The organism is Reyranella sp., from assembly GCF_965229815.1.
Lineage (GTDB): Bacteria > Pseudomonadota > Alphaproteobacteria > Reyranellales > Reyranellaceae > Reyranella.
The window spans coordinates 1,521,925-1,543,430 of record NZ_CBDDJN010000002.1; the positions used below are offsets into that span (position 1 = coordinate 1,521,925).

Genomic DNA, 21,506 nt, shown 5'->3' on the forward strand with positions numbered 1-21,506 from the left:
TGGCGCCGGCGGTCAGCCGATCCGCTTCCGCAAGCCCGGCGACAGGCGCACGCTGTCGACCGGCGCCGGCACGGCGAGCGATCCACGCGTCGCCTTGGCCGGCTTCTGCCGGGCCAGCCCCTCGGCCATCGACACGGCGCAGGCCACGCCATCCAGCAGGGGAACCGGCACGGCGCTTCGCAGCCGGTCGGCGAGACCGGCAAGGCCCGCGCCGCCCAGGATCACCACCTCGGCGCCGTCCTCGGCCACGCAGGCCGTGCAGCCTTGGGCCAGCAGCGTCAGCGCGGCCTTGGGGTTGCGGGCGATGTCGCCGCCGGTCGGCGCCACGGTGCGCACCGAGGCGAGCCGGCCGGCCAGCCCCTGCGAGGCGACGAACTCCTCCAGCATCGGGCCCCAGCGCTCGCCGCCGGTCACGATCGAGAAGCGCCGGCCGAGCGCGCAGGCCTGCAGGATCGAGGCCTCGGCCATGCCGACGACCGGCACGTCGGCGATCTCCTTGAGCGCGGCGAGGCCGGGATCGCCGAAGCAGGCCAGGACGACGGCGTCCTTGGCGCCACGATCGGCGGCCAGCGCATCGACCGCGGCGTGGCCGGCGATGGCGTAGCCGACGCGGCTCGCGATGTAGCGGGGCCCGAAGGCGCCGCTCGCCGCGCGCAGCTTCGTGCCGCGGTTGGCGAAGCGGCGGGCCGTCCGCAGCACCAGCGCCGTGATGGTGCGCGTGGTGTTGGGGTTGATGAGAAGGATCTCGGTCATTGCTGCATGATCTCTTTCAGCCGCGCCACGTCGTAGTTCTCGCCGATCGACAGCGCGCAGATGCGCGACACGAAGGCCATGGGAAGGCCGCTCTCCTCCTTCCAGGCATTCAGCTGCGCCTGGGCCGCGCGAAGATCCTTCCGCGAGGTGCCGGTGGCGCTCAGCGCCACGCCGGCGTCGCGCAGGCAGAGCATGACATGGCCCGACAGGACCCAGGCATCCCATCCCAGGAAGCGCAGCAGGTACTGGCCGCTGAAACCGCCCAGCCGCGCGCCGCGCTTGGCCAGCACCTCGAGCAGGCCGGCCTGGTCGTCGGCCGGCCAGCCGGCGAGGAACTTGCCGAAGCTGCCGTGCTCGGCGGCGATCTCGCTGACGAACTTCGCGTTGTCGCGCACCGAACGGATCTTCTGAGGATTGCGCACGATGCGCTTGTCGGACGCCAGCGCGTCCCAGAACTCGGCCGGCTGGAAGAGCAGCCGCTTCGGCTCGAAGCCGAGGAAGGCCTCCTCGAAGCCCGGCCATTTCTGGTCGATCACGCTCCACACGAAGCCGGCCGAGAAGACGCGCGCGGCCATCTCCGACAGGACGCGATCGTCGGCGAGCTTCACCAGCGCCTTGTTGTTGGGCTTCTTCGGCAGAAGGCTCGTCAGCACCTTCTCGCCGCCCTTGCGCCGGGCGGCGCGCTCGCGGATTCGCGCGAAGGGAATGCGGACCACTCGCTTCGCCACCGCCGCTACTCCAGCCAGCCGTCGAAGAAATCGAACACGCTCGCCTTGAACAGGCCGTGCGCGATCATGGAGAAGTGGTCGCAGCCCGGCAGGGTGACGGCGCGCGCGCCGGGAATGGCGTCGGCCAGTCCCTGCGGCGGTCCCGCCAGCGGATCGCGCGCGCCCGCCACCACGAGGGTCGGGCGGCGGATCGGCATCAGCGCGTCCGGCGTGATCGGTCCGCGCGGGCCGCGCGAGCAGGCCGCCAGCGCCAGCCGGTCCTCCCTCTGCTCGTCGGCGAATTGCCGGAAGCTCTTCAGCAGCGGATCGTCGATCGCATCGGGCGAGTCGGCCTCCATGGCCTTGGCCATGGCCTCGGGATCGCGCGCCGGCTCGAAGATGCGGCCGCCGACGCCGGCCACGACGAGATGATCGATGCGGCCGCCATCCTCCATCGCCGCCGTCAGTGCGATGTGGGCGCCCATCGAGAAGCCCAGCAGGTGCGCCCGCTCGATTCCGGCCTGGTCCATCAATGCAAAAACATCGCGTGCCATCGCCCTGCGGTCGTAGAGCGCGGGATCGTGCGGCTTGGCGCTCGCGCCGTGACCGCGGCAGTCCAGCGCCAGGCCGCGCAGGCCCTTGGCCGCGACGGCGTCGTACCAGCCCATGCGCTTCCAGTTCTCGACGCGATTGGACGAGAAGCCGTGCACCAGCACGATCGCCTTTCGGGCGTCATCCGGTCCGAAGGAGTCGTAGGCGAGCGTCAGCCCGTCGGCGGTGAACTCAGCCATAACTTTCCCTAGCCTGTGCCATGAAGCGTCACAAGTTGATCCGGGAAGTGTGATAGCGCACAAGGGCCCAAGAAAAGAGGAAACGCATGACGGCACGGATCGGAAAGACGGTGGCGGACTCGAAGCCTTTCTGGCCCGAGACCCCCGCCCGGCCCAAGGGCGCGCCCAACATCCTGGTGATCCTGTTCGACGATGTCGGCTTCTCCGACTTCGGCTGCTACGGCTCGCCGATCGCGACCCCGACGATCGACGCCATCGCCGGCCGCGGCCTGCGCTACACCAGCTTCCACACGACGGCGATGTGCTCGACCACGCGCGCCGCACTGCTGACCGGCCGCAACCATCATTCGGTGGGCGTCGGCTGCCTGGCGAACTTCGATTCGGGCTATCCCGGCTATCGCGGCAAGATCGCGCGCGAGGCCGGCACGATCGCAGAGATGCTGCGGCCGCATGGCTACCGCAACTACATGCTGGGCAAGTGGCACGTCACGCCGCTCACCGAGACCGGCGCCACCGGTCCGTTCGACGGCTGGCCGCTCGGCCGCGGCTTCGACCGCTACTACGGGTTCATGGATGCGGAGACCGACCAGTACGCGCCCGAGCTGGTGCGCGACAACACGCCGTGCGATCCGCCCGGCACCTTCGCGACGGGCTATCACCTGACGGCCGACCTGGTCGACCAGGGCATCCGCTACCTTGCCGACCATGTCGCCGACGACGCGGCCAAGCCGTGGCTGATGTGGCTGGCCTTCGGCGCCTGCCACGCGCCGCACCAGGCGCCGTTCGACCTGATCGCCAAGTACGACGGCATGTTCGCCGACGGCTGGGATGCCGAACGCGAGCGCCGGCTGGCGCGGCAGATCGAGCTCGGCATCGTGCCGAAGGGCACGCGCCTGCCGCCGCGCAACGACCTGGTTCGGGCCTGGGCCGACGTGCCCGAGGGCGAGCGGCGGCTGTTCACGCGCCTGCAGGCCGCCTACGCCGCCATGCTGGACCATGCCGACCGGCACATCGCCCGGCTGATGGACTTCCTCGACAGGGCCGGCCAGCTCGAGGACACGCTGGTCCTCGTGCTGTCGGACAACGGCGCCAGCCAGGAGGGCGGGCCGTTCGGCATGGTCAACGCCATGGGCCCCTACAACCTCAAGCGCGAGCCGCTGGAGGAGAAGATCGGGCGCATCGAGGATATCGGCGGGCCCGACACGCATTCCAACTTCCCGCTGGGCTGGGCGATGGCGGCCAATACGCCGCTGCGCCGCTACAAGCAGAACACGCACGGCGGCGGCATCCGCGATCCCCTGGTGATGGCCTGGGACAAGGGCATCGCCGCCCGCGGCGAGCTGCGCCACCAGTTCTGCCATGCCAGCGACCTTGCGCCCACGCTGCTCGACATCGTCGGCGTCAAGCCGCCGAAAGCCATCAACGGCGTGAAGCAGATGCCGCTCGAGGGCACGAGCTTCGCGCGCAGCCTGTCGAAGCCGAAGGCGCCGTCGAAGAAGAAGCCGCAGTACTTCGAGATGTTCGGCCATCGCGGCCTGGTGCAGGACGGCTGGAAGGCGGTCAGCTTCCATCCGCCCGGCAACAGTTTCGAGCACGACAAGTGGGAGCTCTACCATCTCGACCGCGACTTCAACGAGGTCGACGACCTGGCCGAGCGCGAGCCCGAGCGGCTGAAGGCGATGGTCGAGGAATGGTGGCGCCAGGCGGAGGCCCACCAGGTGCTGCCCCTCGACGACCGTTTCGCGCCGCGCTTCGCCGACAATGCCAAGCGCTTCCACGGCCCGCGCAAGAGGTTCGTCTTCCACGCCGGCATGGGCCACCTGCCGACCGACGTGGCGCCCGACGTGCGCAGCCGCAGCTACACGATCGAGGCCGATGCCCGCGTCGACGGACCGACGACCGAAGGCGTGCTGATCGCCCACGGCGACATGACCGGCGGCTACACGCTGTACATCAAGGACAACCGGCTCTGCTACGACATGAACGTCGGCGGCCTGCATCACCTGATCAGCTCCGACCGCCCCGTGCCGGCCGGCGACCGCCGGCTCGGCCTGCAGATGCGCCGTCGCAACGACATGAACGTCGCCACCCTGCTGATCGACGGCGAGCCTTGCGGTCGCTTCGAGACCGCGGTCGGCTTCGTCGCCTTCATCTCGTGGTCCGGTCTCGACATCGGTCGCGACCGGTCGAGCCCGGTTTCCCATTACGAGGCGCCCTTCGCCTACACCGGCCGGCTGCGCAAGGTCACCATGACCATGGACGACGACCAGGCGCTCGATTCCGAGACGGCGGCGGCGGCGGCACTCGCGCGCGAATGACCGCCGTCCTGCCGCGGCCGGCCGCCGGGCCGCCCGGCGTCGACAGCCCCTATGCCTGGCGGCTGGCGCTCGTGTCGATGTTCTGCATCGCGCTCGGCGGCGGGGCGATCTACCTGCCGGTGCTGGCGCTGAAGGAGATCGCCGCCGAGTTCGACGGCCGCCGCGCCGTGCCGTCGCTGGCCTACATGCTGGGCTTCTCGGCGATGGGCCTGGGGGGCGTCGCCATGGGCTGGCTGGCCGACCGGACCAGCCCGCGCGTGCCGCTCCTGATCGCCGGCGTGTCGATCGTCGCGGGCGGCTGGCTGACGACGCATGGCGGACGCTGGATCGGCAACGAGCTCGCCCTCTATCTCGGCTACGCGATCCCGCTCGGCTTCCTCGGCAATGCCGCCACCTTCACGCCGGCCATGAACAACATCCAGGGCTGGTTCGAGCGCCGCCGCAGCACGGCGGTGTCGATCATCTCGGTCGGGCCGGCGCTGTCGGGCTTCATCTGGCCGCAGATCTTCCGCTGGCTGCTGCCCGACATCGGCTGGCGCCAGGCGCTGGTCGTCTACGGATTGACGGCTGGGACGCTGCTCTTCGCCTGCGCCTTCTACGTCCGTGCCGCGCCGGCGCGCCGCCCGGCCGGGCGCCGCGCGGCCGAGGACCGCCCGCACCTGCCGCTGCCCTCGCCGGCGCTGATGACGCTCCTCTCGGCGGCGGGCTTCTGCTGCTGCGTCGCGATGGCGGTACCCTTCGTGCACATGGTGGCGTTCTGCGGCGACATCGGACTCTCGCCGGCCCGCGGCTCGGAGGCGCTGTCGCTGATCCTGCTGACGGCGGTGGCCTCGACCTTCGCCATGGGCCGGCTGGCCGACCATATCGGCCCGACCCGGGTCAGCCTGCTCTGCGCCTTCGTGCAGATCGCCTCCCTGGTCGGCTTCGTCTTCGTCGACAGCCTGAGCGGCATCTACACGCTCTCGGTCATCCACGGCATCCCCTACATCGCCATCGTGCAGGGCTATGCGCTGATCCTGCGGCAGGTCTACGGCGCCTCGATCGCCGGCTGGCGGCTGGGCGTGGTGATGCTGTTTGCCATGGCGGGCATGGCCGTCGGCGGCTGGCTGGGCGGCGAGATCTTCGACGCCACGCTCAGCTACCGCCCGGCCTTCCAGGCGGCGCTCGCCTTCAACCTGCTGAACTTCATGCTGCTGGGCGTGCTCTACATGGCGCAGCGGCGGCGACCGATGACCAGCCTGCCCTGACGGTCGGGATCGATCGAGGCGTCGTCGGCGACCTCAGCGGACGAACGTGGCCTTTGCGCGACGGGAGGCACGGAGGTAGCACGTGCCCACGATCGCGCTCGTGAGATGGCCGGCGACGAAGCCGACGAAGAACGGGGTCAACGCCTGCGCCAGCGTCATGTCCAGCCGGACGACCGCCATCAGCTTGTCCGTCAGCAGCAGCGGCACATAGGCGAACGACTGCATGATCCAGAGCGCCGGGAAGGTCCGCAGCCTTCGGAACATCGCCACGGTGGTGCAGGCGACGAAAGCGACGAACAGCAGGTGCAGGACGAACTGGGTGACGTAGGTCGGTTCCTGGAAGGGCAGGCCCTGCTGGGCCAGTTCCATCCTGTCGAGCAGTTCTCGCAGGACGTGGAAGACCAGCAGCACCTGAAGCAGGACGAGGAGCCGCAGCCAGCCGCCCAGGCGCGCCGGCCGGCCGGCGACAGGAGGGCGGTCCTCCGCGTCGGCGTGGAGCGTCACGGCGAACGGCTCCCCGGCTCGAGCCTGTTCAGCAAGTCGTGCGCCCGCCCGCGCACGTGGTTGGCCAGGGCGGCCGGGCCCTTCCAGGCGAAGACGACGTCGTACAGGCAGCGTCCGTCGTAGGCCACGTAGGACAGCTGCGTGGCCTCGCTCTGCTCGGGCAGGCAGCGCAGCGATGTCGTCGCCGTGATGAAGGCGAGGGCGCTCGTCGTGGACACGCCGTCCAGCTCGCCCGTCACGATGCATTCGGGCGAGCGAGCCCGTACGGCGGAAAGGATGCCCGAGAGGAGCTGCGCGCGAGCCTGCGGGGCCGTGGCGCCTTCCTGGGCCCAGGCCAGTCCGGTCTTGGGGAAGGCGCCGGGTCGGGGGCCGGCGGCGATGATCGCGGTGACCTGCGGCGTGCAGCCGTCGCATCGCAGCTGTCTCCCGGCGCCGAGGATCGGGGTCGTGCTCCTGATGGTGACCGGCACCTCGCTCCAGCCCGCCGGCAGTCCGCCGAGGCCGACCGGACAGGTCTGTCCGGCGGCCGTGCCGCCTGTCAGGCTGATCGCGAGAGCCAGCACGGCTTTCCATGCATGGGCCGCCATCGAGTCCCTCCCCTTGTTCACTTTCGCCGCTGGCCGCGTCCGGCGACCCACTGCACGACGCCATGCTCCAGGCATTCGTTCATGAACTGCACGGTCTGGTGCAGGCCGCGGGCGATGGCGGCCTGCCGTTCCGGTGCCTGCGCCACGCCCGGGACCCAGACGTAGCGGGCACGGCCCTTCTCGACGATGAAGCCGAGCTTCAGGAGCTGCCGCAGCTTGCGGCGCACCGTCTCGCGCGGCATGCCGAGCGCGCTGGCGATCGAGGTGGCGTTCACCCCGCGCTGGCCCTCGAGGCCGACGACGCTGTCCAGGCTGCCGTAGCGGGCGCGAAACGCGGCGTCGCGCATTCCCGGCTCGATCGCCGCCATGCCGATGATCTCGGCGACGCGGGCGAGATTGAAGTCGCCGAAGTACAGCGTCCGGCGCTCCTGCTCGAGGCGATGCAGGTAGTGACCGATCATGTAGACGAAAAGGCGTGAGTTGCCGGGAACATCCGTCAGAACCAGCCTTCCTTCCGGCGCGACCGTCGTGGCACGTCTGCCCGGCGCGGAGGTCCCACCGTTCGCGCGCTTGGGTGCCGGCCGCGAGTACTTGATCATCCTGTCTCCTCCCGATCGGCCGTGCAGCGGCCAGCCTGCCCAGTTTGGGCACTTGGAAGATCGCAGGCGACCGCCTCAACCCTAGATTTAGCCGCGAGATAGACCCCGCCGGCACGGCGGGAGACGGGAGGTGGCATGCACGTGGCCTGGAAATTGGCTTCTGTCCTGGTGGTGGTCTCGGGTCCGGCGCTGGCCGAGAGCTGGAAGGCTCGCGCCGAGCTGATAGAGACCAAGTCGGCGGAAGGGTGCCGGCGGGACGGCAGCGTCTACACGCTCGAGCTCGGCGGCGGCACCTTCAGCGCCACCGACGTCGACGGCAAGATGTTCAGCATCGCCGTGCCGGCCAACGGCGTCATCAAGGAGGACTACCGCTCGCCGAGCGGCAGCCGCCTGGAAATGTCGGGCAACGTCAACACCCGCCACCTCGAGATCTACAGCGGGCTGCGGGGATGCTTCTGGCGCCTGGTCCCGGAGAAGGGCTGACCGTCGAGCGCAGGTGGCGGCGTCGCGCCGAGCGTCAGTCCTCGATCGCCTGCAGCACCAGGTTGCGCAGCAGGGGCGCGGTCCGGCCTCGAATCCCGCCCGGGGCGGCCGTCATCAGCACGGCGGCCAGCTGCTCCCTGGGGTCCACCCAGAAATACGTGCCGTAGCCGCCGCTCCAGTAATAGTCGCCTTCGTTGCCGGCGAACTCCGCGATCCCGGGCTGGGTGCGCACCGCGAAGCCGAGGCCAAAGCTGTAGCCCTTCGGCAGGATCGGGTTCGTCGTGCGCGCCCGCACGTCGGCGCCGAGCTGGTCGGTCGTCATCATCTTCAGGGTCCTGCTCGCGATGATGCGTTTGCCGTCCAGTGTCCCGCCATTCGCGAGCATCCGCGCGAAGCGAAGGTAGTCCGGCACCGTCGACATGACGCAGCCGCCGCCGCAGTCGAACTTGAGCGGCTGGTGGTCGGCCTGGAGGACGAATTGCGGCCGTCCCGTGAGGGGATCGTTGGCGAAGGCCTGGGCGTGGCGGTTCTTCTTGCCTTCGGGGACATTGAACGCGGTGTCGACCATGCCGAGCGGCGTCCAGAGGCGATCCTGCAGGAAGGTTGCGAGTGGGGTGCCACTGACCGCTTCGACGATCAGACCGAGCGCGTCGACCGACAGGCCGTAGTCCCACACCGTGCCGGGTTGGTAGAGCAGTGGTGCCCTGGACAGCGCGGCCACGAAACCCCGCGAGGTCAGCGTCAAGCCCGACCGGCCCGAGGTCGGCGGCCAGAACCTGTGCACCGGCGTGTCGCCGAGGCTGCCATAGGTGAAGCCCGACGTATGGCGCAGCAGGTCCTGCACGGTGGGTTGGCGGCTCGCGGCGACCGTCTCCACCGTGTCGCCCTTCACGACACCCACCTTCATGTCGGCCAGCGCCGGAATGAACTTTCCGACGGGATCCGACAGGAGCAGCTTGCCTTCGTCGTGGAGCATCATGACGGCGGTCGACACCATCGGCTTGGTCATCGAGGCGATGGCGAAGATGGCATTGGCCGGCATCGCGTCCCGGGTCACCGGATCGCGGTAACCGAGCGATTCGAAATAGACGGGCTGATCCTTGCGGACGACACCGATCACGGCGCCAGGCAGTTGGTTCCTGTCGACCTCCGACTGGAACACCCTTGTGATCCGGTCGAGCCTCGACCTGGACATGCCCACGTTTTCCGGCGCGGCGACACGAGCCGTATCGGCAAACCCCGGCGGACAGGCGACAAATGCCGCCAGTACGGCGGCAACGACCGCGGTCCCCCTGTGTCCGAGCGTCACTTGTCCCCCAGTCGCGCCCCAAACGCCCGCTCACGATAGCCGCAAAAGTCGGCGGGCCGCACGGACTTCTCCTGGAAATGCATTGGAATTCGCCCGACGCCCCGTATTCAATCGGGATCCGACAAGGTCGGGTGGCGATTTTCGGACGGAGGCGTGATGAGCAGCGAACTGACGAGGATGAGCGCGGTCGAGGCGGTGAAGCGGCTGAAGGCGCGCGAAATCACCCCGCTCGAGCTCATTGACGCCTCGGCCGCCCGCATCGCCGAGGTCGAGCCCGCGGTGAATGCGTTGCCGACGCTCTGCCTCGACCGTGCGCGCGACCATGCAAGGCGCATCATGGCCGGCGGCGCGGCCTGCGAAGCCGAGGGCGAGGCCGGCTGGCTCGCCGGCCTGCCGGTGTCGATCAAGGACCTGACCGACGTGGCCGGCGTGCGCACGACCTACGGCTCGCCGATCTTCGCCGACCACGTGCCGGCCAGATCCCATCCGCTGGTCGAGCGCATCGAACGCAAGGGCGGCATCGTCGTCGCCAAGTCCAACACGCCGGAGTTCGGCGCCGGCGGCTCGACCTTCAACGAGGTGTTCGGCCGCACGCGCAATCCCTGGAACACGTCGCTGACCTGCGGCGGCTCGACCGGCGGCGGCGCGGTGTCGCTGGCGACCGGCGAGGTCTTCCTGGCGCACGGCACGGACCACGGCGGCTCGCTGCGCCGGCCCGGCACCTACTGCTCGGTCGTCGGGCTGCGGCCGTCGCCCGGCCGGGTGACGCGCGGCACCTCGAACAATCTCTGGTCGCCGCAGTCGGTGCAGGGGCCGATGGCGCGCAGCGTGCCCGACCTCGCGCTGTTCCTCGACACGATGGCGGGCTTCTGCCCGGAGGACGCGCTCACCTTCGAAGCGCCGGCGACGTCGTTCAGCGATGCCGTGGCCCATCCGGTGGTCCCGCGGCGCGTCGCCTGGACGGCCGACCTCGGCGGCATCTGCGAGATCGACCGCGACGTCCGCGACGTCACGTCGACGATGGTCCGGCGTTTCGAGGAGATGGGCTGCATCGTCGAGGAAGTCTCGCCCGACTTCGGTCCGGTCGACGACGTCTTCATGGCGCTGCGCAGCCAGCAGTTCGTCGTCGATCGCGAGCTGCAGATCGAGCAGCATCGCGACAAGATCAAGCCGGACATCATCTGGAACACCGAGCTCGGCCTGAAGCAGAGCGCCAGCCGGCTTGCCTGGGCCGAACGCGAGCGTGCCGCTCTCTTCCGGCGAATGGCCACCTTCTTCCGGACCTACGATCTGCTGGTGACGCCCAGCGCTCCGACCGGCGCCTTCGACGTCAACCTACGCGCGCCGGAGACCATCAACGGGCGCAAGCTCGACAACTACATGGGCGGCTCGACGCTGAACTCGGCGATCACCGTCACCGGCAGCCCGGCGATCGCCGTACCCTGCGGCTTCGACCCGTTCGGTCGTCCCGTCGGCCTTCAGCTCGTCGGCAAGCCGCGCGGCGAAGCGGCGCTCCTGCAGGCGGCCTCGCTTTACGAAAACCTCGTGGGCCTCAACAAGCTCCTGCCCATCGACCCCCGGCCGGGAACGGTCCCACCCGCTTGACGTGGGTCGTTCTAGATATACATTTGGAATGTATATCCATGAGGTTGGTATGCAGGTTTCCAAGTGGGGCAACAGTCTCGCCATCCGGCTGCCGGCCGCCGTGGTGGAGGCGCTGAAGCTGAAGGAAGGGGACGAGGTCGAGGTGCACGTCGCCGGGGAGCGCGCGTTCGACATTGCGCGCGACCGCAGCCGTGAACGGGCGCTCGAGCGCATCCGGGCCCTGCGCAAGGACCTGCCGCCCGACTGGAAGTTCGATCGCGACGACGCCAACGCCCGGTAGGGAGCATGCCGGCGTTTCTCGACAGCAATGTCCTCGTCTACGCCTTTACCACCGATCGCCGTTCGTCGGTGGCCCTGGATCTGCTACGCGCCCGTCCCGTCATCAGCGTGCAGGGTCTCAACGAGTTTGCCAACGTGGCGAGGCGCAAGCTCGGCATGACCTGGCCGGAAGTGCGGGAGAGCCTTTCCGTGCTCCGGTCGCTGTGCCACGCGATCCTGTCTCTCGACGCGGCGGCGCACGACGTCGCTCTGCGGATCGCCGAGCGTTACGGCTATTCGATCTTCGACGCCCTGGTAGTGGCGTCGGCGTTGCAGGCGGGCAGCGAGACACTTTGGTCCGAGGACATGCAGCACGGCCTGGTCGTCGATGGCCGCCTGCGCATTGCCAATCCGTTTCGCAGCGGAAGTTGACCGCGGCGGGCGAGGATCGACCCCAAGCCGGGAACCGTGCCACTCTCCCAGACCTCACCCTGAGGAGGCGCGCAGCGCCGTCTCGACGGGTGGGCAACAGCAAGGTTGGGTCCCACCCAGCGAGACGCGACTCCGTGCGCTCCTCAGGGCGGGGAATGGAGGAAAGAACGAGATGAAGGCTTCGCTGTTCTACCTGCCGAGCATCGGCAGCCGCGCGGAGATCGAGGCCGGCATGGCCGGCATGAACCCGCACTACTACCAGCGCATGCTGAAGGAGCTCAGCGAGCAGATCAGGCTCGGCGACGATCTGGGCTACGATTCGGTGAGCTTCACCGAGCATCATTTCCACATCGAGGGCTTCGAGCTCTCCAACAACCCGGTGCTGCTCGACCTCTACTTCGCGATGCAGACCAAGCGCATCCGCGTCGGCCAGCTCGGCATCGTCCTGCCGGCGGCCAACCCGATCCGCGTGGCCGAGGACATCGCCATGCTCGACCACATGACGGGCGGCCGCGCCAATGCCGGCTTCGCGCGCGGCTACCAGCGCCGCTGGGTCGACATCATGGCGCAGCAGACGCACGGCATCCACGGCGCGCTGCCCAACCAGCACGACGAGATCGACAACGCCAATCGCCTCGCCTTCGAGGAGAACTTCCGCATCGTCAAGAAGTGCTGGACCGAGGAGATGCTGACCCACGACGGCACCTTCTGGAAGGTGCCGGCCGGTCCGACGCCGTGGACGCTCGACACGACCGAGAAGTGGGGCAAGGGCGTCGAGAACGGCATCCTGAAGTCGGTCGGCGTGGTGCCGAAGCCGCTTCAGAAGCCGCATCCGCCGCTGTTCCAGCCCTTCGCCAGCTCGGAGAACACGGTGCGCTTCTGCGCCCAGGAAGGCATCACGCCCATCCTGCCGCCGATGCTGCCGGTCTACGAGGACAAGCTCTACAGCGTCTACTCCGAGGTTTCGGGCAAGCCGCGCGGCCAGGGCGTCGGCGTGCTGCGCGACGTCATCATCGTCGACAGCGACGAGGAGGCGATGGCGCTATGGCGCGATTCGGGTCAGTTCTCCGGCCGCGCCTGGTTCGAGCCCTTCGGCTTCCGCAAGGGCATGCAGGATCCCAAGACCGGCAAGTTCCCGACCGCCGAGGAGATCATCGCCATGGGCTACGCCTATGTCGGCACGGTCGACACGGTGCTGCGCGCCATGGAGGCGCAGCAGAAGCGCCAGCCGGTCGACTGGGTGTTCTGCTACACCTACAACGCGCTGCTGCCGCATCCGGTCCTGATGAAGTCGATCGAGACCTTCTGGACCAAGGTGATGCCGCGCTTCCGATAGGGCATTTCCTTCCGGCGGCGTTCCGCACTAGCGTGGGCGGGTGACAGCGTACGGTATCGTCGGGTTCGGCCGCATCGGCCGGCGGCTCGCGGCGCGGTTGCCCGGGGCCGTCGCCGTCCTGGTGCGGCCGGCGCAAGAGGCCGACGCCGCGGCGGCGCTGGGCGCGGATAAGGTCTGCACCGATCTCGCGGGGCTGATCGCCCGCCGACCGTCCGTCGTCGTCGAATGCGCGTCCGCTGCCGTGCTGGCGCAGGCCGGTCCGGCGCTGCTGGGCGCCGGCATCGACCTCGTGCCGCTGTCGCTGACCGCGCTGGCCGACCCCGCCGTCGAGAAGCGCCTGCTGGCCGCCGCCGCCACGGGACCCGGACGGCTCGAGATCGCGCCGGGCGCCATCGGCACGCTCGACCTGCTGGCGACGGCGCGCGAGGACGGGCTGCGCCGCGTCGTCTATCGCCAGCTCAAGTCGCCGTCGATGTGGGCGCTCACGCCTGCCGCCGCCCTGGCCGATCTCGGCGCCGTCGACGGCCGCCACGTCTTCCTGCGCGGCAGCGTGCGCGAGGTCGCGCGCCGCTTCCCCGACAACCTCAACACCTCGGTCGGCGTGGCGCTGGCCGGGCTCGGGCTCGACGAGACGGAAGCCGAGCTGGTTTCCGACCCGGCGATCTCCGAGACCGCGCACGAGCTCGAGATCGAGGCGGCGCCGGGCAACGCGGTGCTGCGGCTGGGCGGCCGGACGGTGGCGCCGGACGGCGACCCGGTCGACTACACGACCTTCAGCCTGATGCGTATCCTGCGCCGGCGACAGGGGAGCGTGATGATCTGATGGCCGATCCGGTGGCATTCCTGCAGGCGCTGGTGCGCGCCCAGAAGGATGGCGAGGCCGCGGTGCAGCGGCTGGTCGCCGAGGCGGCGCGGGCGCTGGGCTGCACCGTCGAGACCGTGGGCTATCGCCCCGCCGAGGTGCCCATGGTGGCGGAGTTCGCTGCGGGGCCGGCGATCGACACCGGCGAGCGCGAGAGCGTGGTGGCGACGTTCAGGGGCCGTGGCCCCGTCAGGGACAGTGGCCTTGCCGGGGCCAGTGGCCGCAGCGTGATCTTCTTCGCCCATCCCGACGGCGAGCCGGTGCCGGCGCGACCGGGCTGGCGGCACGATCCCTTCGCCGGGACGATCGAGGGTGGCCGCCTGCACGGCTGGGGCGCTGCCGACGACCTTGCCGGCGTCGCCATCCTGGTCCAGGGCCTCCAGGCGCTGCTCGAGTCGGGTCGCGCGCCGGCCGGCGACGTCATCCTGGCCAGCACGCCGAGCAAGCGTCACGCCCGCGGCGTGTCGGCGCTGCTGCACGGCGGCCTCAGGGCCGACGCGGCCGTCTACCTCCATCCCGCCGAATCGGGCGTCGGCCTGCGCGAGATCAAGGCCTTCGCCTCGGGCCTGCTCGAATTCGAGGTCAGCGTCGAGGGCCGCCAGCCCGACACCAACGAAATCAGCCACGCGGCCTTCGCCCACACAGCGGTCAATCCGATCGACAAGCTCTGGCTGGTCCACCGGGCCCTGCAGGACCTCGATGCACGGCGCGCCGCGGTGCGGCATCCGGCGCTGGAGGCGGCGATCGGCCGCTCGACCAACCTCCTGGTGTCGCACGTCCAGGCCGGGCAGCCGGGCGTCTACGCCCGCGTGCCGCAGCGGGCGGTCCTGTCGGCCGCGCTCTCCTTCCCGCCGCCCGAGACCCTGCCGCAGGTCCAGGCGGCGGTCGAGGCGGCGGTGCGGGCCGCGGCCGAGGGCGATCCCTGGCTGCGGGACCATCCGCCGCGGATCAGCTTCGTGTCCGGCGTCACCGGGGCGGAGGTCGCGGTCGACCATCCGCTCTACCGCGTCGTCGCCGAGGCCGTGCGCGCCGTCACCGGCGAGGCCCCTCACGTCAACCCGCTCCACACGTCGAGCGACATCCGCAATCCCATCGTCCAGGCCGGCATCCCCACGGTCGGGCTGGGGCCGCTGGGCGGCAATCTCACCCAGAACGGCCTGACCGACGAATGGGTCGACGTCGAGGACTACCGCCGGGCCGTGGAAGTGGCGGCCGCGGTCATCGCCGGCTGGTGCGGGACGGCCTGATTCGGGCCGGGACAGGCCGCGCGTTCGGCGTCAAAATTGCATTCGTTCGGGCGGCTCGTTTTGTGGGGGACTGACATGAAGACATCCGGACTACACCGTCGCGGCCTGCTGAGCGCAGGCGCCGCGGCCTCGGCGCTGGTGGCCCTGCCGGCGGGACTGCGCGCGCAGCCCAGGATCGCGCCGCCCAACATCATCAAGGCGGGCACGCTGATCATGTCGATCAACCCGACCCTGCCGCCGCTCCAGTATGTCGACGACAAGGGCGAGCTCAAGGGCATGCGCGTCGAGCTGGCCAACGAGTGCTGCAAGAAGCTGGGGCTGGCCCCGGAATACATCCGCACCGAGTTCGCCACCATGATCCCGGGCCTGGCGGCCAAGCGCTGGGACATGATCAACACCGGCATCTTCTGGACCGAGGAACGGTCCAAGCTGATGTACATGATCCCCTACGAGCAGGCGGCGATCTCCTTCCTCGCCGCCAAGGGCAATCCGCTCGGCCTCAAGACGGTCGAGGACCTGGCCGGCAAGCGCATCTCGGTCGAGCTGGGCGGCATCGAGGAGCGGCGCACGCGCGAGGTCGCCAAGATGCTGGCCGACAAGGGGCTGAAGCCGGTCACCGTCATGACCTTCAACAACTTCGCCGAGGCCTTCCAGGCGCTGCGCGCCGGCCAGTCCGACGCCGCGACCTGCATCGACGCCACGGCGATGTTCATGCAGCAGCGCGGCGACTTCACCCGCGCCATCAGCGGCGTCTTCCCGCAGACCGCCTGCTTCGCGGTGGCCAACAAGCCCCTGGCCGAGGCCGTCGTCGGTGCGCTGAACGACCTCAAGAAGGACGGCACCTACGACAAGCTGCTGGACCAGTACGGCGTGCTGAAGGTCGACGAGCCGACCTTCGCCATCAAGGGCCCGGGCCCGGCCTAGCGGAACAGACTGTCTTTCCTCCCCTTCGCGGCTTGCGCGAAGGGGAGGTGCCCGCGCAGCGGGCGGAGGGGTCGAGCACGTTGCCACTCCATGACCCCTCCGGCGCTTCGCGCCACCTCCCCGCGCGATGCGCAGGGAGGCAGAGGAAACACCAATGAAAGTCTGGAACTGGGAAGGCTTCTGGGGCTACTTCACCAACCTCTACCTTCTCGAAGGCGCGCTGTGGACGATCGGGCTCACCATCAGCACGCTGATCCTGGGCGGCATGCTCGGGCTGGTGCTGGCGGTCATGCGGCTCAGCAAGCACAAGGCGGTCTCCCGGGCGGCGCAGGCCTATGTCTGGATCTTCCGCGGCACGCCGCTGCTGGTGCAGCTCATCATCATCTACACCGGCCTGCCGCAGCTCGGCCTGATGCGCTTCAGCGTGCTGGAATCGGCGGTCATCGGCCTGGCGCTCAACGAGGCGGCGTACCTCTCGGAGATCCTGCGCGGCGGCATCCTGTCGGTCGCCAAGGGGCAGTCGGAGGCGGCGCGGGCCCTGGGGCTCAAGCCCTTCCAGATCTTCCGGCTCGTCGTGCTGCCGCAGGCGCTGCGGGTGATCATCCCGCCGCTCGGCAACTCGGTGAACGGCCTGCTCAAGACGACGTCGATCGCCTCGGTCATCTCCATGGAGGAGGTGCTGCGGCGCGGCCAGATCCTGATGCAGCAGAAGTTCCAGGTCCTGGAAGTCTTCATGGTCGTGGCAATCATCTACCTGGCGATGACCACCTGCTGGGACTTCGTGCAGCGCCACATCGAGGCCTATTACGGCCGCGCGTATGGCGGGACGGCCGATCGCCAGCTCGCGCGGGACGATCACTGAAAGACTGACGCCGTCGCCGTCGTGGTCGGCATGTTTCGTGCATCGCCGCCGGCCAGTTCGACAGGACGGTGCAATCATGTCCAAGGGCCCGCGCCAGTTGCGCTTCGGTGCCTTCTTCAGCGTTCCAGGTTGCCATCCGACGGGGTGGCGCCATCCCGATGCGATCTGTGAGACCGACCTCGACTTCCGCCTGCTCGCCGACATGGCGCGCATGGCCGAGCGCGGCCGGCTCGACTGCATGTTCTTCCAGGACAGCGTCGCCATCCCGGGCAGCACCGCGGTGTACGGCGCCAAGCCCTTCCGCGTCCGCAACGGCCGCCAGGCGCATATCGAGCCGGTGAGCGCCATCGCCGCCCTGGCGGCGGTGACCAGCCATATCGGCCTCGTCTCGACCTGCACCACTTCCTACAACGAGCCGTACAACGTCGCGCGGCGCTTCCTCACCATCGACCATATCAGCGGCGGTCGCGCCGGCTGGAACCTCGTGACCTCGCAGGCCGAGGACGAGGCGGTGAACTTCGGCCGCGACCAGCACTTCGAGCACGGCGTCCGCTACGACCGCGCCGCCGAATTCCATGATGTCGTGGTCGGCCTGTGGGACAGCTGGGAGGACGACGCCTTCCTGCGCGACAAGGAAAGCGGCGTCTGGTTCGACTACGACAAGATGCACATCCTGCGGCACAAGGGTCCGCACTTCACGGTGCGCGGGCCGCTCAACGTCGCGCGCTCGCCGCAGGGCCGTCCGATCGTCGCCCAGGCGGGCTCCTCCGACGTCGGCATGGAACTCGCCGCCCGCACCGCCGACATGGTCTTCACTGCCCAGACCACGATCAAGGAGGGCCAGACCTTCCGCAACGAGATGCATGCGCGCATGGAGAAGTACGGGCGCGGGCCCGACGAGATGCGCATCTTCCCCGGCATCATGCCGATCGTCGGCCGTACCGAGGCCGAGGCGCAGGAGAAGTACGAGCAGCTCCGTTCCTATGTCGACGACGGCGTCGGCATCGCCGGCGTCGCGCGCCTGGCGGGCGGCGTCGACATCTACGCCCACGATCCCGACGGGCCGCTGCCCGAGCTCAAGCCCAGCAACGCCGCGCGAGCGCGCCAGGAAATGATCATCGCCATGGGCAAGCGCGGCCTCACCATCCGCCAGATCGGCCGCGTGCTGGCCATGAGCCAGGCCCATCGCGTCCTCTACGGCACGCCCAAGCAGCTCGCCGACGACATGCAGGCCTGGCTGGAGGAGGGGGCCTGCGACGGCTTCAACCTGCTGTTCGCCCACTATCCCAAGCCGCTCGAGGAATGGGTGACCATGGTCGTGCCCGAGCTGCAGCGCCGCGGCCTGTTCCGCACCGAATACGAGGGCAGGACCTTCCGCGAGAATCTCGGCGTGCCGTTCCCGAAGAACGTCCACACGCCGAACCGGACGACGGTGCAGGTCACCGCGGCGGCCGCCAATGACTGACCGCCGGCGCCCGCCCCGGGTCCCCCTGTCATCCCGAGCGAAGCGAGGGACCTTTCCCGCTGCCTCAAAGGCCCCTCGCTCCGCTCGGGGTGACAGTCTTCGCTTCGGAGACGCCTAGTGTCGCGCAAGCAGCTCCATCTCGGCGGGTTCTTCAGCGTGCCGGGCAACCATCTGGCGGGCTGGCGCCATCCCGACGCGGTCGTGACGTCCGACATGGACTTCAAGCAGTACGCCCACATCACCCAGGTGGCCGAGGCGGCGAAGTTCGACACGATCTTCTTCCAGGACACGGTGGGCGTCGCCGGCAGCCGGGCGCTGGCCCGCGGCGAGCGCACGCGCGCCAAGCTCTCGCGCACCGTGAAGCTCGAGCCGACGGCGACGCTCGCCGCGCTCGCCGTGGTCACCAGCCGCATCGGCCTCGTGGCAACGGCGACCACGACCTACAACGAGCCCTACAACATCGCCCGCCGCTTCGCCTCGATCGACCATATCTCCGGCGGCCGCGCCGGCTGGAACCTGGTGACCTCGCAGATCGAGGACGAATCGGAGAATTTCGGCTTCGACGAGCACCTGGCCCACGCCGAACGCTACGAGCGCGCCGCCGAGTTCTACGAGGTCGTGACCGGCCTGTGGGATTCCTGGGAAGACGACGGGCTCCTGCGCAACAAGGAGACCGGCATCTACATGGACCGTGACAAGGTCCATTTCCTCGACCATGTCGGCAAGTACTTCAAGGTCAAGGGACCGCTCAACATCACGCGCTCGCCGCAGGGCTGGCCCGTGGTGGCCCAGGCCGGCTCGTCCGAGGCCGGGCGCGATCTGGCGGCGCGCACCGCCGACGTGGTCTTCACGGCCCAGACGCGGCTCGACGAGGCCAGGGCCTTCTATGCCGATATCAAGGGCCGCGCCGCGCGCTACGGTCGCTCGCCCGACGACATCAAGATCATGCCGGGCCTCACGCCCGTGCTGGGCGGCACCATGGCGGAGGCGCAGGCCAGCTACGACTACCTCCAGTCGCTGATGCCCGATGACGTCGCGCTGCAGTCGCTGTCGCACATCTCGGGCGGTCTCGACCTCACCCAGTATCCGCTCGACGGGCCGCTGCCCGAGCTGCCGCCCAGCAATGCCGCCAAGGCGCGCCAGGCGCTGATCGTGCGCACCGCGCGCGAGGGCAACATGACCTTGCGCCAGATCGCCCGCCACACCGCCGCCGGCACCGGCCATCGCGTGCTGGTCGGGACGCCCGAGTACATGGCCGACGAGATGGAGACATGGCTCAAGGAAGAGGCGGCCGACGGCTTCAACGTGGTCTGCAACCACTATCCCAGGCCGTTCGAGGATTTCTGCCGCCTGGTCGTGCCCGAGCTGCAGCGGCGCGGGATCTTCCGCACCGAGTACGAGGGCACGACCCTGCGCGACCATCTCGGCTTACGCGTCCCGGAAAACCGCTACACGCGCCAGGCCCGCTCCGGCCTGGCCAAGGAGGCCTCATGAGGAGACTCACGCTCGCGATCGTCGCTGGCCTGTCGGCGCTCGCGCTCTCGGTCGGCACGGCGGCACCTGCCCTGGCCCAGGGCCCGACCGAGAAGGTGCGCCGGATCAACCTCTACTCCTGGCCGCAGGCGGCCCTGCCGCAGAGCTTCCAGGCGGCGCAGCTCATCGCCCAGGAATGGCGCAAGCTCGGGCTCGACGTCGACGTCAAGCCGCTGCAGCGCCAGCAGCAGACGCAGCTCATCTGGTTCAGCCGCGACAAGTGGGACACGACCATGTGGCGCATGGTCGGCCGGCCCGAGCGCAGCGATCCCGACGAGCTGCTCTACAGCCTCTATCACTCGAAATACGCCGACAAGGGCTACAACTTCATCGGCTACATCAATCCCGAGTACGACGCGCTGGCCGAGAAGCAGCGCACGCAGCTCGATCCCGCCGAGCGCCAGAAGACGGCGTTCAAGATGCAGCAGATCATCAACCGCGACCAGCCGCAGGCCTTCCTTGTCCACCCGAAGTACCTCGCCGCCTTCAACAAGGCGGTGTTCAAGGAGGACACGGTCGTCAACGAGAGCGGCATCGGCATCCGCAACATCTGGACCTTCCTGAACATCCAGCCGCTGGGCGCCCAGAAGGACCTGATCATCAACAGCAACGAGAACATCAACGCCACCAACCCGCTCTACATAGGCGGCGCCGTCGACAGCTGGGTGACCGACCTGATCTGGGACCGCGTGATGCGCATCGGCCCCGACGGCATGCCCAAGCCCTGGGCGGCCGAGAGCGTGGCCTGGGTCGACGACAAGACGGTCGACGTCAAGCTGCGCGCCGGCATGAAGTGGCACGACGGCCAGCCGGTCACGGTCGACGACGTGATCTTCTCGTTCCAGGCGCCGGCCGGCGACAAGGCGCCGATGTACAAGCCGTTCGTCACCGACATCGCCAAGATCGAGAAGACCGGCGACCTCGCGCTGCGCTTCACGCTGAAGCAGCCCAACACGACCTTCTTCACGGCCTCGCTGTCCAAGATCAACCTGATCCCCAGGCACATCTGGGAGCCGGTGCTCAAGGACCTGGCCGGCAAGCCCGAGACCGCCGAGCAGCTCAAGGACGTGTCCCGCATCGGCTCGGGCCCCTTCAAGCTGGTGCGCTGGAAGCCGACCGAGGAGATCCTGCTCGAGCGCAATGGCGATCATTTCGCCGCGCCCAGGATCGAGCGCTGGATCATGCGCATCGTCCCCAACGCCGAGGCGACGCTCGGCATGCTGAAGCGCGGCGAGCTCAACTTCATCGGCATCTTCGGCGGCGATCCCGAGGTGCTGACCAAGTTCGCCAAGGACAATCCCGACATCGCCATCCGCAGCGAGGTCGACATCGGCTTCGAGTACGTGGCGTTCAACAACCGCCGTCCGCCGTTCGACGACGTCGCTTTCCGCCGCGCCCTGTCGCTCGCCATCGACCGCCGCCTGATGGTGGCGGCCGCCTGGCAGGACTACGCGATCCCGGCCAACAGCCACGTCTCGCCGGTGCTGAGCTACTGGCACGATCCGTCGGTCGACAACCTCAAGACCAGCCTGGCCGAGGCCAAGAAGATCCTGAAGGACGCCGGCTACCGCCTGGTCGGCGGCAAGCTCTACTACCCGGCCGGCAAGCAGGAAAAGCTGACGACGGAGTGATGCGGGAGATGTTGTCATCCCGAGCGCAGCGAGGGACCTTTGATGGTCCCGAA

Annotated in this window: 21 protein-coding genes; 14 read left to right on the forward strand and 7 right to left on the reverse strand. The window is 69.1% G+C overall.

Annotated features, from left to right (window positions below):
• Positions 1 to 12: 12 nt before the first annotated feature.
• Genes ACO073_RS07720 through ACO073_RS07730 form a run of 3 tightly spaced genes read right to left on the reverse strand, consistent with a single transcriptional unit; the run spans position 13 to position 2,251 of the window.
• Complete coding sequence (locus ACO073_RS07720) at positions 13 to 753, reverse strand: aspartate/glutamate racemase family protein (protein WP_421996578.1); 741 nt, start codon at positions 751 to 753, stop codon at positions 13 to 15.
• The gene (locus ACO073_RS07725; protein WP_421996579.1) at positions 750 to 1,481 is read right to left on the reverse strand and encodes a DNA-3-methyladenine glycosylase I; all 732 of its coding nucleotides are present in this window, start codon (positions 1,479 to 1,481) and stop codon (positions 750 to 752) included. The genes ACO073_RS07720 and ACO073_RS07725 overlap by 4 nt, the downstream gene beginning before the upstream one ends.
• A 5-nt stretch (positions 1,482 to 1,486) precedes the next feature.
• On the reverse strand, positions 1,487 to 2,251 hold the full coding sequence (locus tag ACO073_RS07730) for an alpha/beta fold hydrolase (protein WP_421996580.1): 765 nt from the start codon (positions 2,249 to 2,251) through the stop codon (positions 1,487 to 1,489).
• Positions 2,252 to 2,337: 86 nt separating this feature from the next.
• Between ACO073_RS07730 and ACO073_RS07735 the strand changes: the two genes are divergently transcribed.
• Together ACO073_RS07735 and ACO073_RS07740 are read left to right on the forward strand one after the other, a co-directional pair.
• Complete coding sequence (locus tag ACO073_RS07735) at positions 2,338 to 4,569, forward strand: arylsulfatase (protein WP_421996581.1); 2,232 nt, start codon at positions 2,338 to 2,340, stop codon at positions 4,567 to 4,569.
• The gene (locus ACO073_RS07740; protein ID WP_421996582.1) at positions 4,566 to 5,816 is read left to right on the forward strand and encodes an MFS transporter; all 1,251 of its coding nucleotides are present in this window, start codon (positions 4,566 to 4,568) and stop codon (positions 5,814 to 5,816) included. The genes ACO073_RS07735 and ACO073_RS07740 overlap by 4 nt, the downstream gene beginning before the upstream one ends.
• A gap of 33 nt (positions 5,817 to 5,849) precedes the next feature.
• Here the strand turns inward: ACO073_RS07740 and ACO073_RS07745 are convergent, their stop codons facing one another.
• From ACO073_RS07745 to ACO073_RS07755, 3 genes are read right to left on the reverse strand one after another with little or no spacing between them, the layout of a single operon-like run.
• Entirely contained in the window at positions 5,850 to 6,320 is a 471-nt protein-coding gene (locus ACO073_RS07745) for a DUF2569 family protein (RefSeq protein ID WP_421996583.1), read from the reverse strand.
• Positions 6,317 to 6,907, reverse strand: a complete 591-nt coding sequence (locus ACO073_RS07750; RefSeq protein ID WP_421996584.1) for a hypothetical protein — start codon at positions 6,905 to 6,907, stop codon at positions 6,317 to 6,319. Before ACO073_RS07750 ends, ACO073_RS07745 begins: the two co-directional genes overlap by 4 nt.
• A gap of 17 nt (positions 6,908 to 6,924) precedes the next feature.
• Positions 6,925 to 7,506: a hypothetical protein gene (locus tag ACO073_RS07755; protein WP_421996585.1), complete on the reverse strand. Its 582-nt coding sequence runs from the start codon at positions 7,504 to 7,506 to the stop codon at positions 6,925 to 6,927.
• Between the two features lie 141 nt (positions 7,507 to 7,647).
• On the opposite strand from ACO073_RS07755, the gene ACO073_RS07760 reads away from it, so the two are divergent.
• The gene (locus tag ACO073_RS07760) at positions 7,648 to 7,989 is read left to right on the forward strand and encodes a hypothetical protein (RefSeq protein WP_421996586.1); all 342 of its coding nucleotides are present in this window, start codon (positions 7,648 to 7,650) and stop codon (positions 7,987 to 7,989) included.
• Positions 7,990 to 8,023: 34 nt separating this feature from the next.
• Here the strand turns inward: ACO073_RS07760 and ACO073_RS07765 are convergent, their stop codons facing one another.
• Complete coding sequence (locus ACO073_RS07765) at positions 8,024 to 9,298, reverse strand: serine hydrolase domain-containing protein (protein WP_421996587.1); 1,275 nt, start codon at positions 9,296 to 9,298, stop codon at positions 8,024 to 8,026.
• A gap of 156 nt (positions 9,299 to 9,454) precedes the next feature.
• Between ACO073_RS07765 and ACO073_RS07770 the strand changes: the two genes are divergently transcribed.
• The 11 genes from ACO073_RS07770 (at position 9,455) to ACO073_RS07820 (ending at position 21,453) form a co-directional block, all read left to right on the forward strand.
• The gene (locus ACO073_RS07770) at positions 9,455 to 10,903 is read left to right on the forward strand and encodes an amidase (RefSeq protein WP_421996588.1); all 1,449 of its coding nucleotides are present in this window, start codon (positions 9,455 to 9,457) and stop codon (positions 10,901 to 10,903) included.
• Between the two features lie 49 nt (positions 10,904 to 10,952).
• Positions 10,953 to 11,183, forward strand: coding sequence for an AbrB/MazE/SpoVT family DNA-binding domain-containing protein (locus tag ACO073_RS07775; protein WP_421996589.1), 231 nt, complete (start codon positions 10,953 to 10,955; stop codon positions 11,181 to 11,183).
• A 5-nt stretch (positions 11,184 to 11,188) separates the two neighbouring features.
• Positions 11,189 to 11,593, forward strand: coding sequence for a PIN domain-containing protein (locus tag ACO073_RS07780; RefSeq protein ID WP_421996590.1), 405 nt, complete (start codon positions 11,189 to 11,191; stop codon positions 11,591 to 11,593).
• A gap of 172 nt (positions 11,594 to 11,765) precedes the next feature.
• Positions 11,766 to 12,929: an LLM class flavin-dependent oxidoreductase gene (locus ACO073_RS07785; protein WP_421996591.1), complete on the forward strand. Its 1,164-nt coding sequence runs from the start codon at positions 11,766 to 11,768 to the stop codon at positions 12,927 to 12,929.
• Positions 12,930 to 12,969: 40 nt separating this feature from the next.
• Positions 12,970 to 13,752, forward strand: a complete 783-nt coding sequence (locus ACO073_RS07790; RefSeq protein WP_421996592.1) for an aspartate dehydrogenase — start codon at positions 12,970 to 12,972, stop codon at positions 13,750 to 13,752.
• On the forward strand, positions 13,752 to 15,038 hold the full coding sequence (locus ACO073_RS07795) for a M20 family metallopeptidase (RefSeq protein WP_421996593.1): 1,287 nt from the start codon (positions 13,752 to 13,754) through the stop codon (positions 15,036 to 15,038). The genes ACO073_RS07790 and ACO073_RS07795 overlap by 1 nt, the downstream gene beginning before the upstream one ends.
• Positions 15,039 to 15,113: 75 nt before the next feature.
• Positions 15,114 to 15,962, forward strand: coding sequence for an ABC transporter substrate-binding protein (locus ACO073_RS07800; protein WP_421996594.1), 849 nt, complete (start codon positions 15,114 to 15,116; stop codon positions 15,960 to 15,962).
• A 154-nt stretch (positions 15,963 to 16,116) separates the two neighbouring features.
• Entirely contained in the window at positions 16,117 to 16,824 is a 708-nt protein-coding gene (locus tag ACO073_RS07805; protein ID WP_421996595.1) for an amino acid ABC transporter permease, read from the forward strand.
• A 76-nt stretch (positions 16,825 to 16,900) separates the two neighbouring features.
• Positions 16,901 to 18,289 carry an LLM class flavin-dependent oxidoreductase gene (locus tag ACO073_RS07810; RefSeq protein WP_421996596.1) on the forward strand — a complete coding sequence of 463 codons (1,389 nt, stop codon included), beginning with the start codon at positions 16,901 to 16,903 and terminating at the stop codon, positions 18,287 to 18,289.
• Positions 18,290 to 18,406: 117 nt separating this feature from the next.
• Complete coding sequence (locus tag ACO073_RS07815) at positions 18,407 to 19,783, forward strand: LLM class flavin-dependent oxidoreductase (protein WP_421996597.1); 1,377 nt, start codon at positions 18,407 to 18,409, stop codon at positions 19,781 to 19,783.
• Positions 19,780 to 21,453 carry an ABC transporter substrate-binding protein gene (locus tag ACO073_RS07820; RefSeq protein ID WP_421996598.1) on the forward strand — a complete coding sequence of 558 codons (1,674 nt, stop codon included), beginning with the start codon at positions 19,780 to 19,782 and terminating at the stop codon, positions 21,451 to 21,453. Before ACO073_RS07815 ends, ACO073_RS07820 begins: the two co-directional genes overlap by 4 nt.
• Positions 21,454 to 21,506 lie beyond the last annotated feature (53 nt).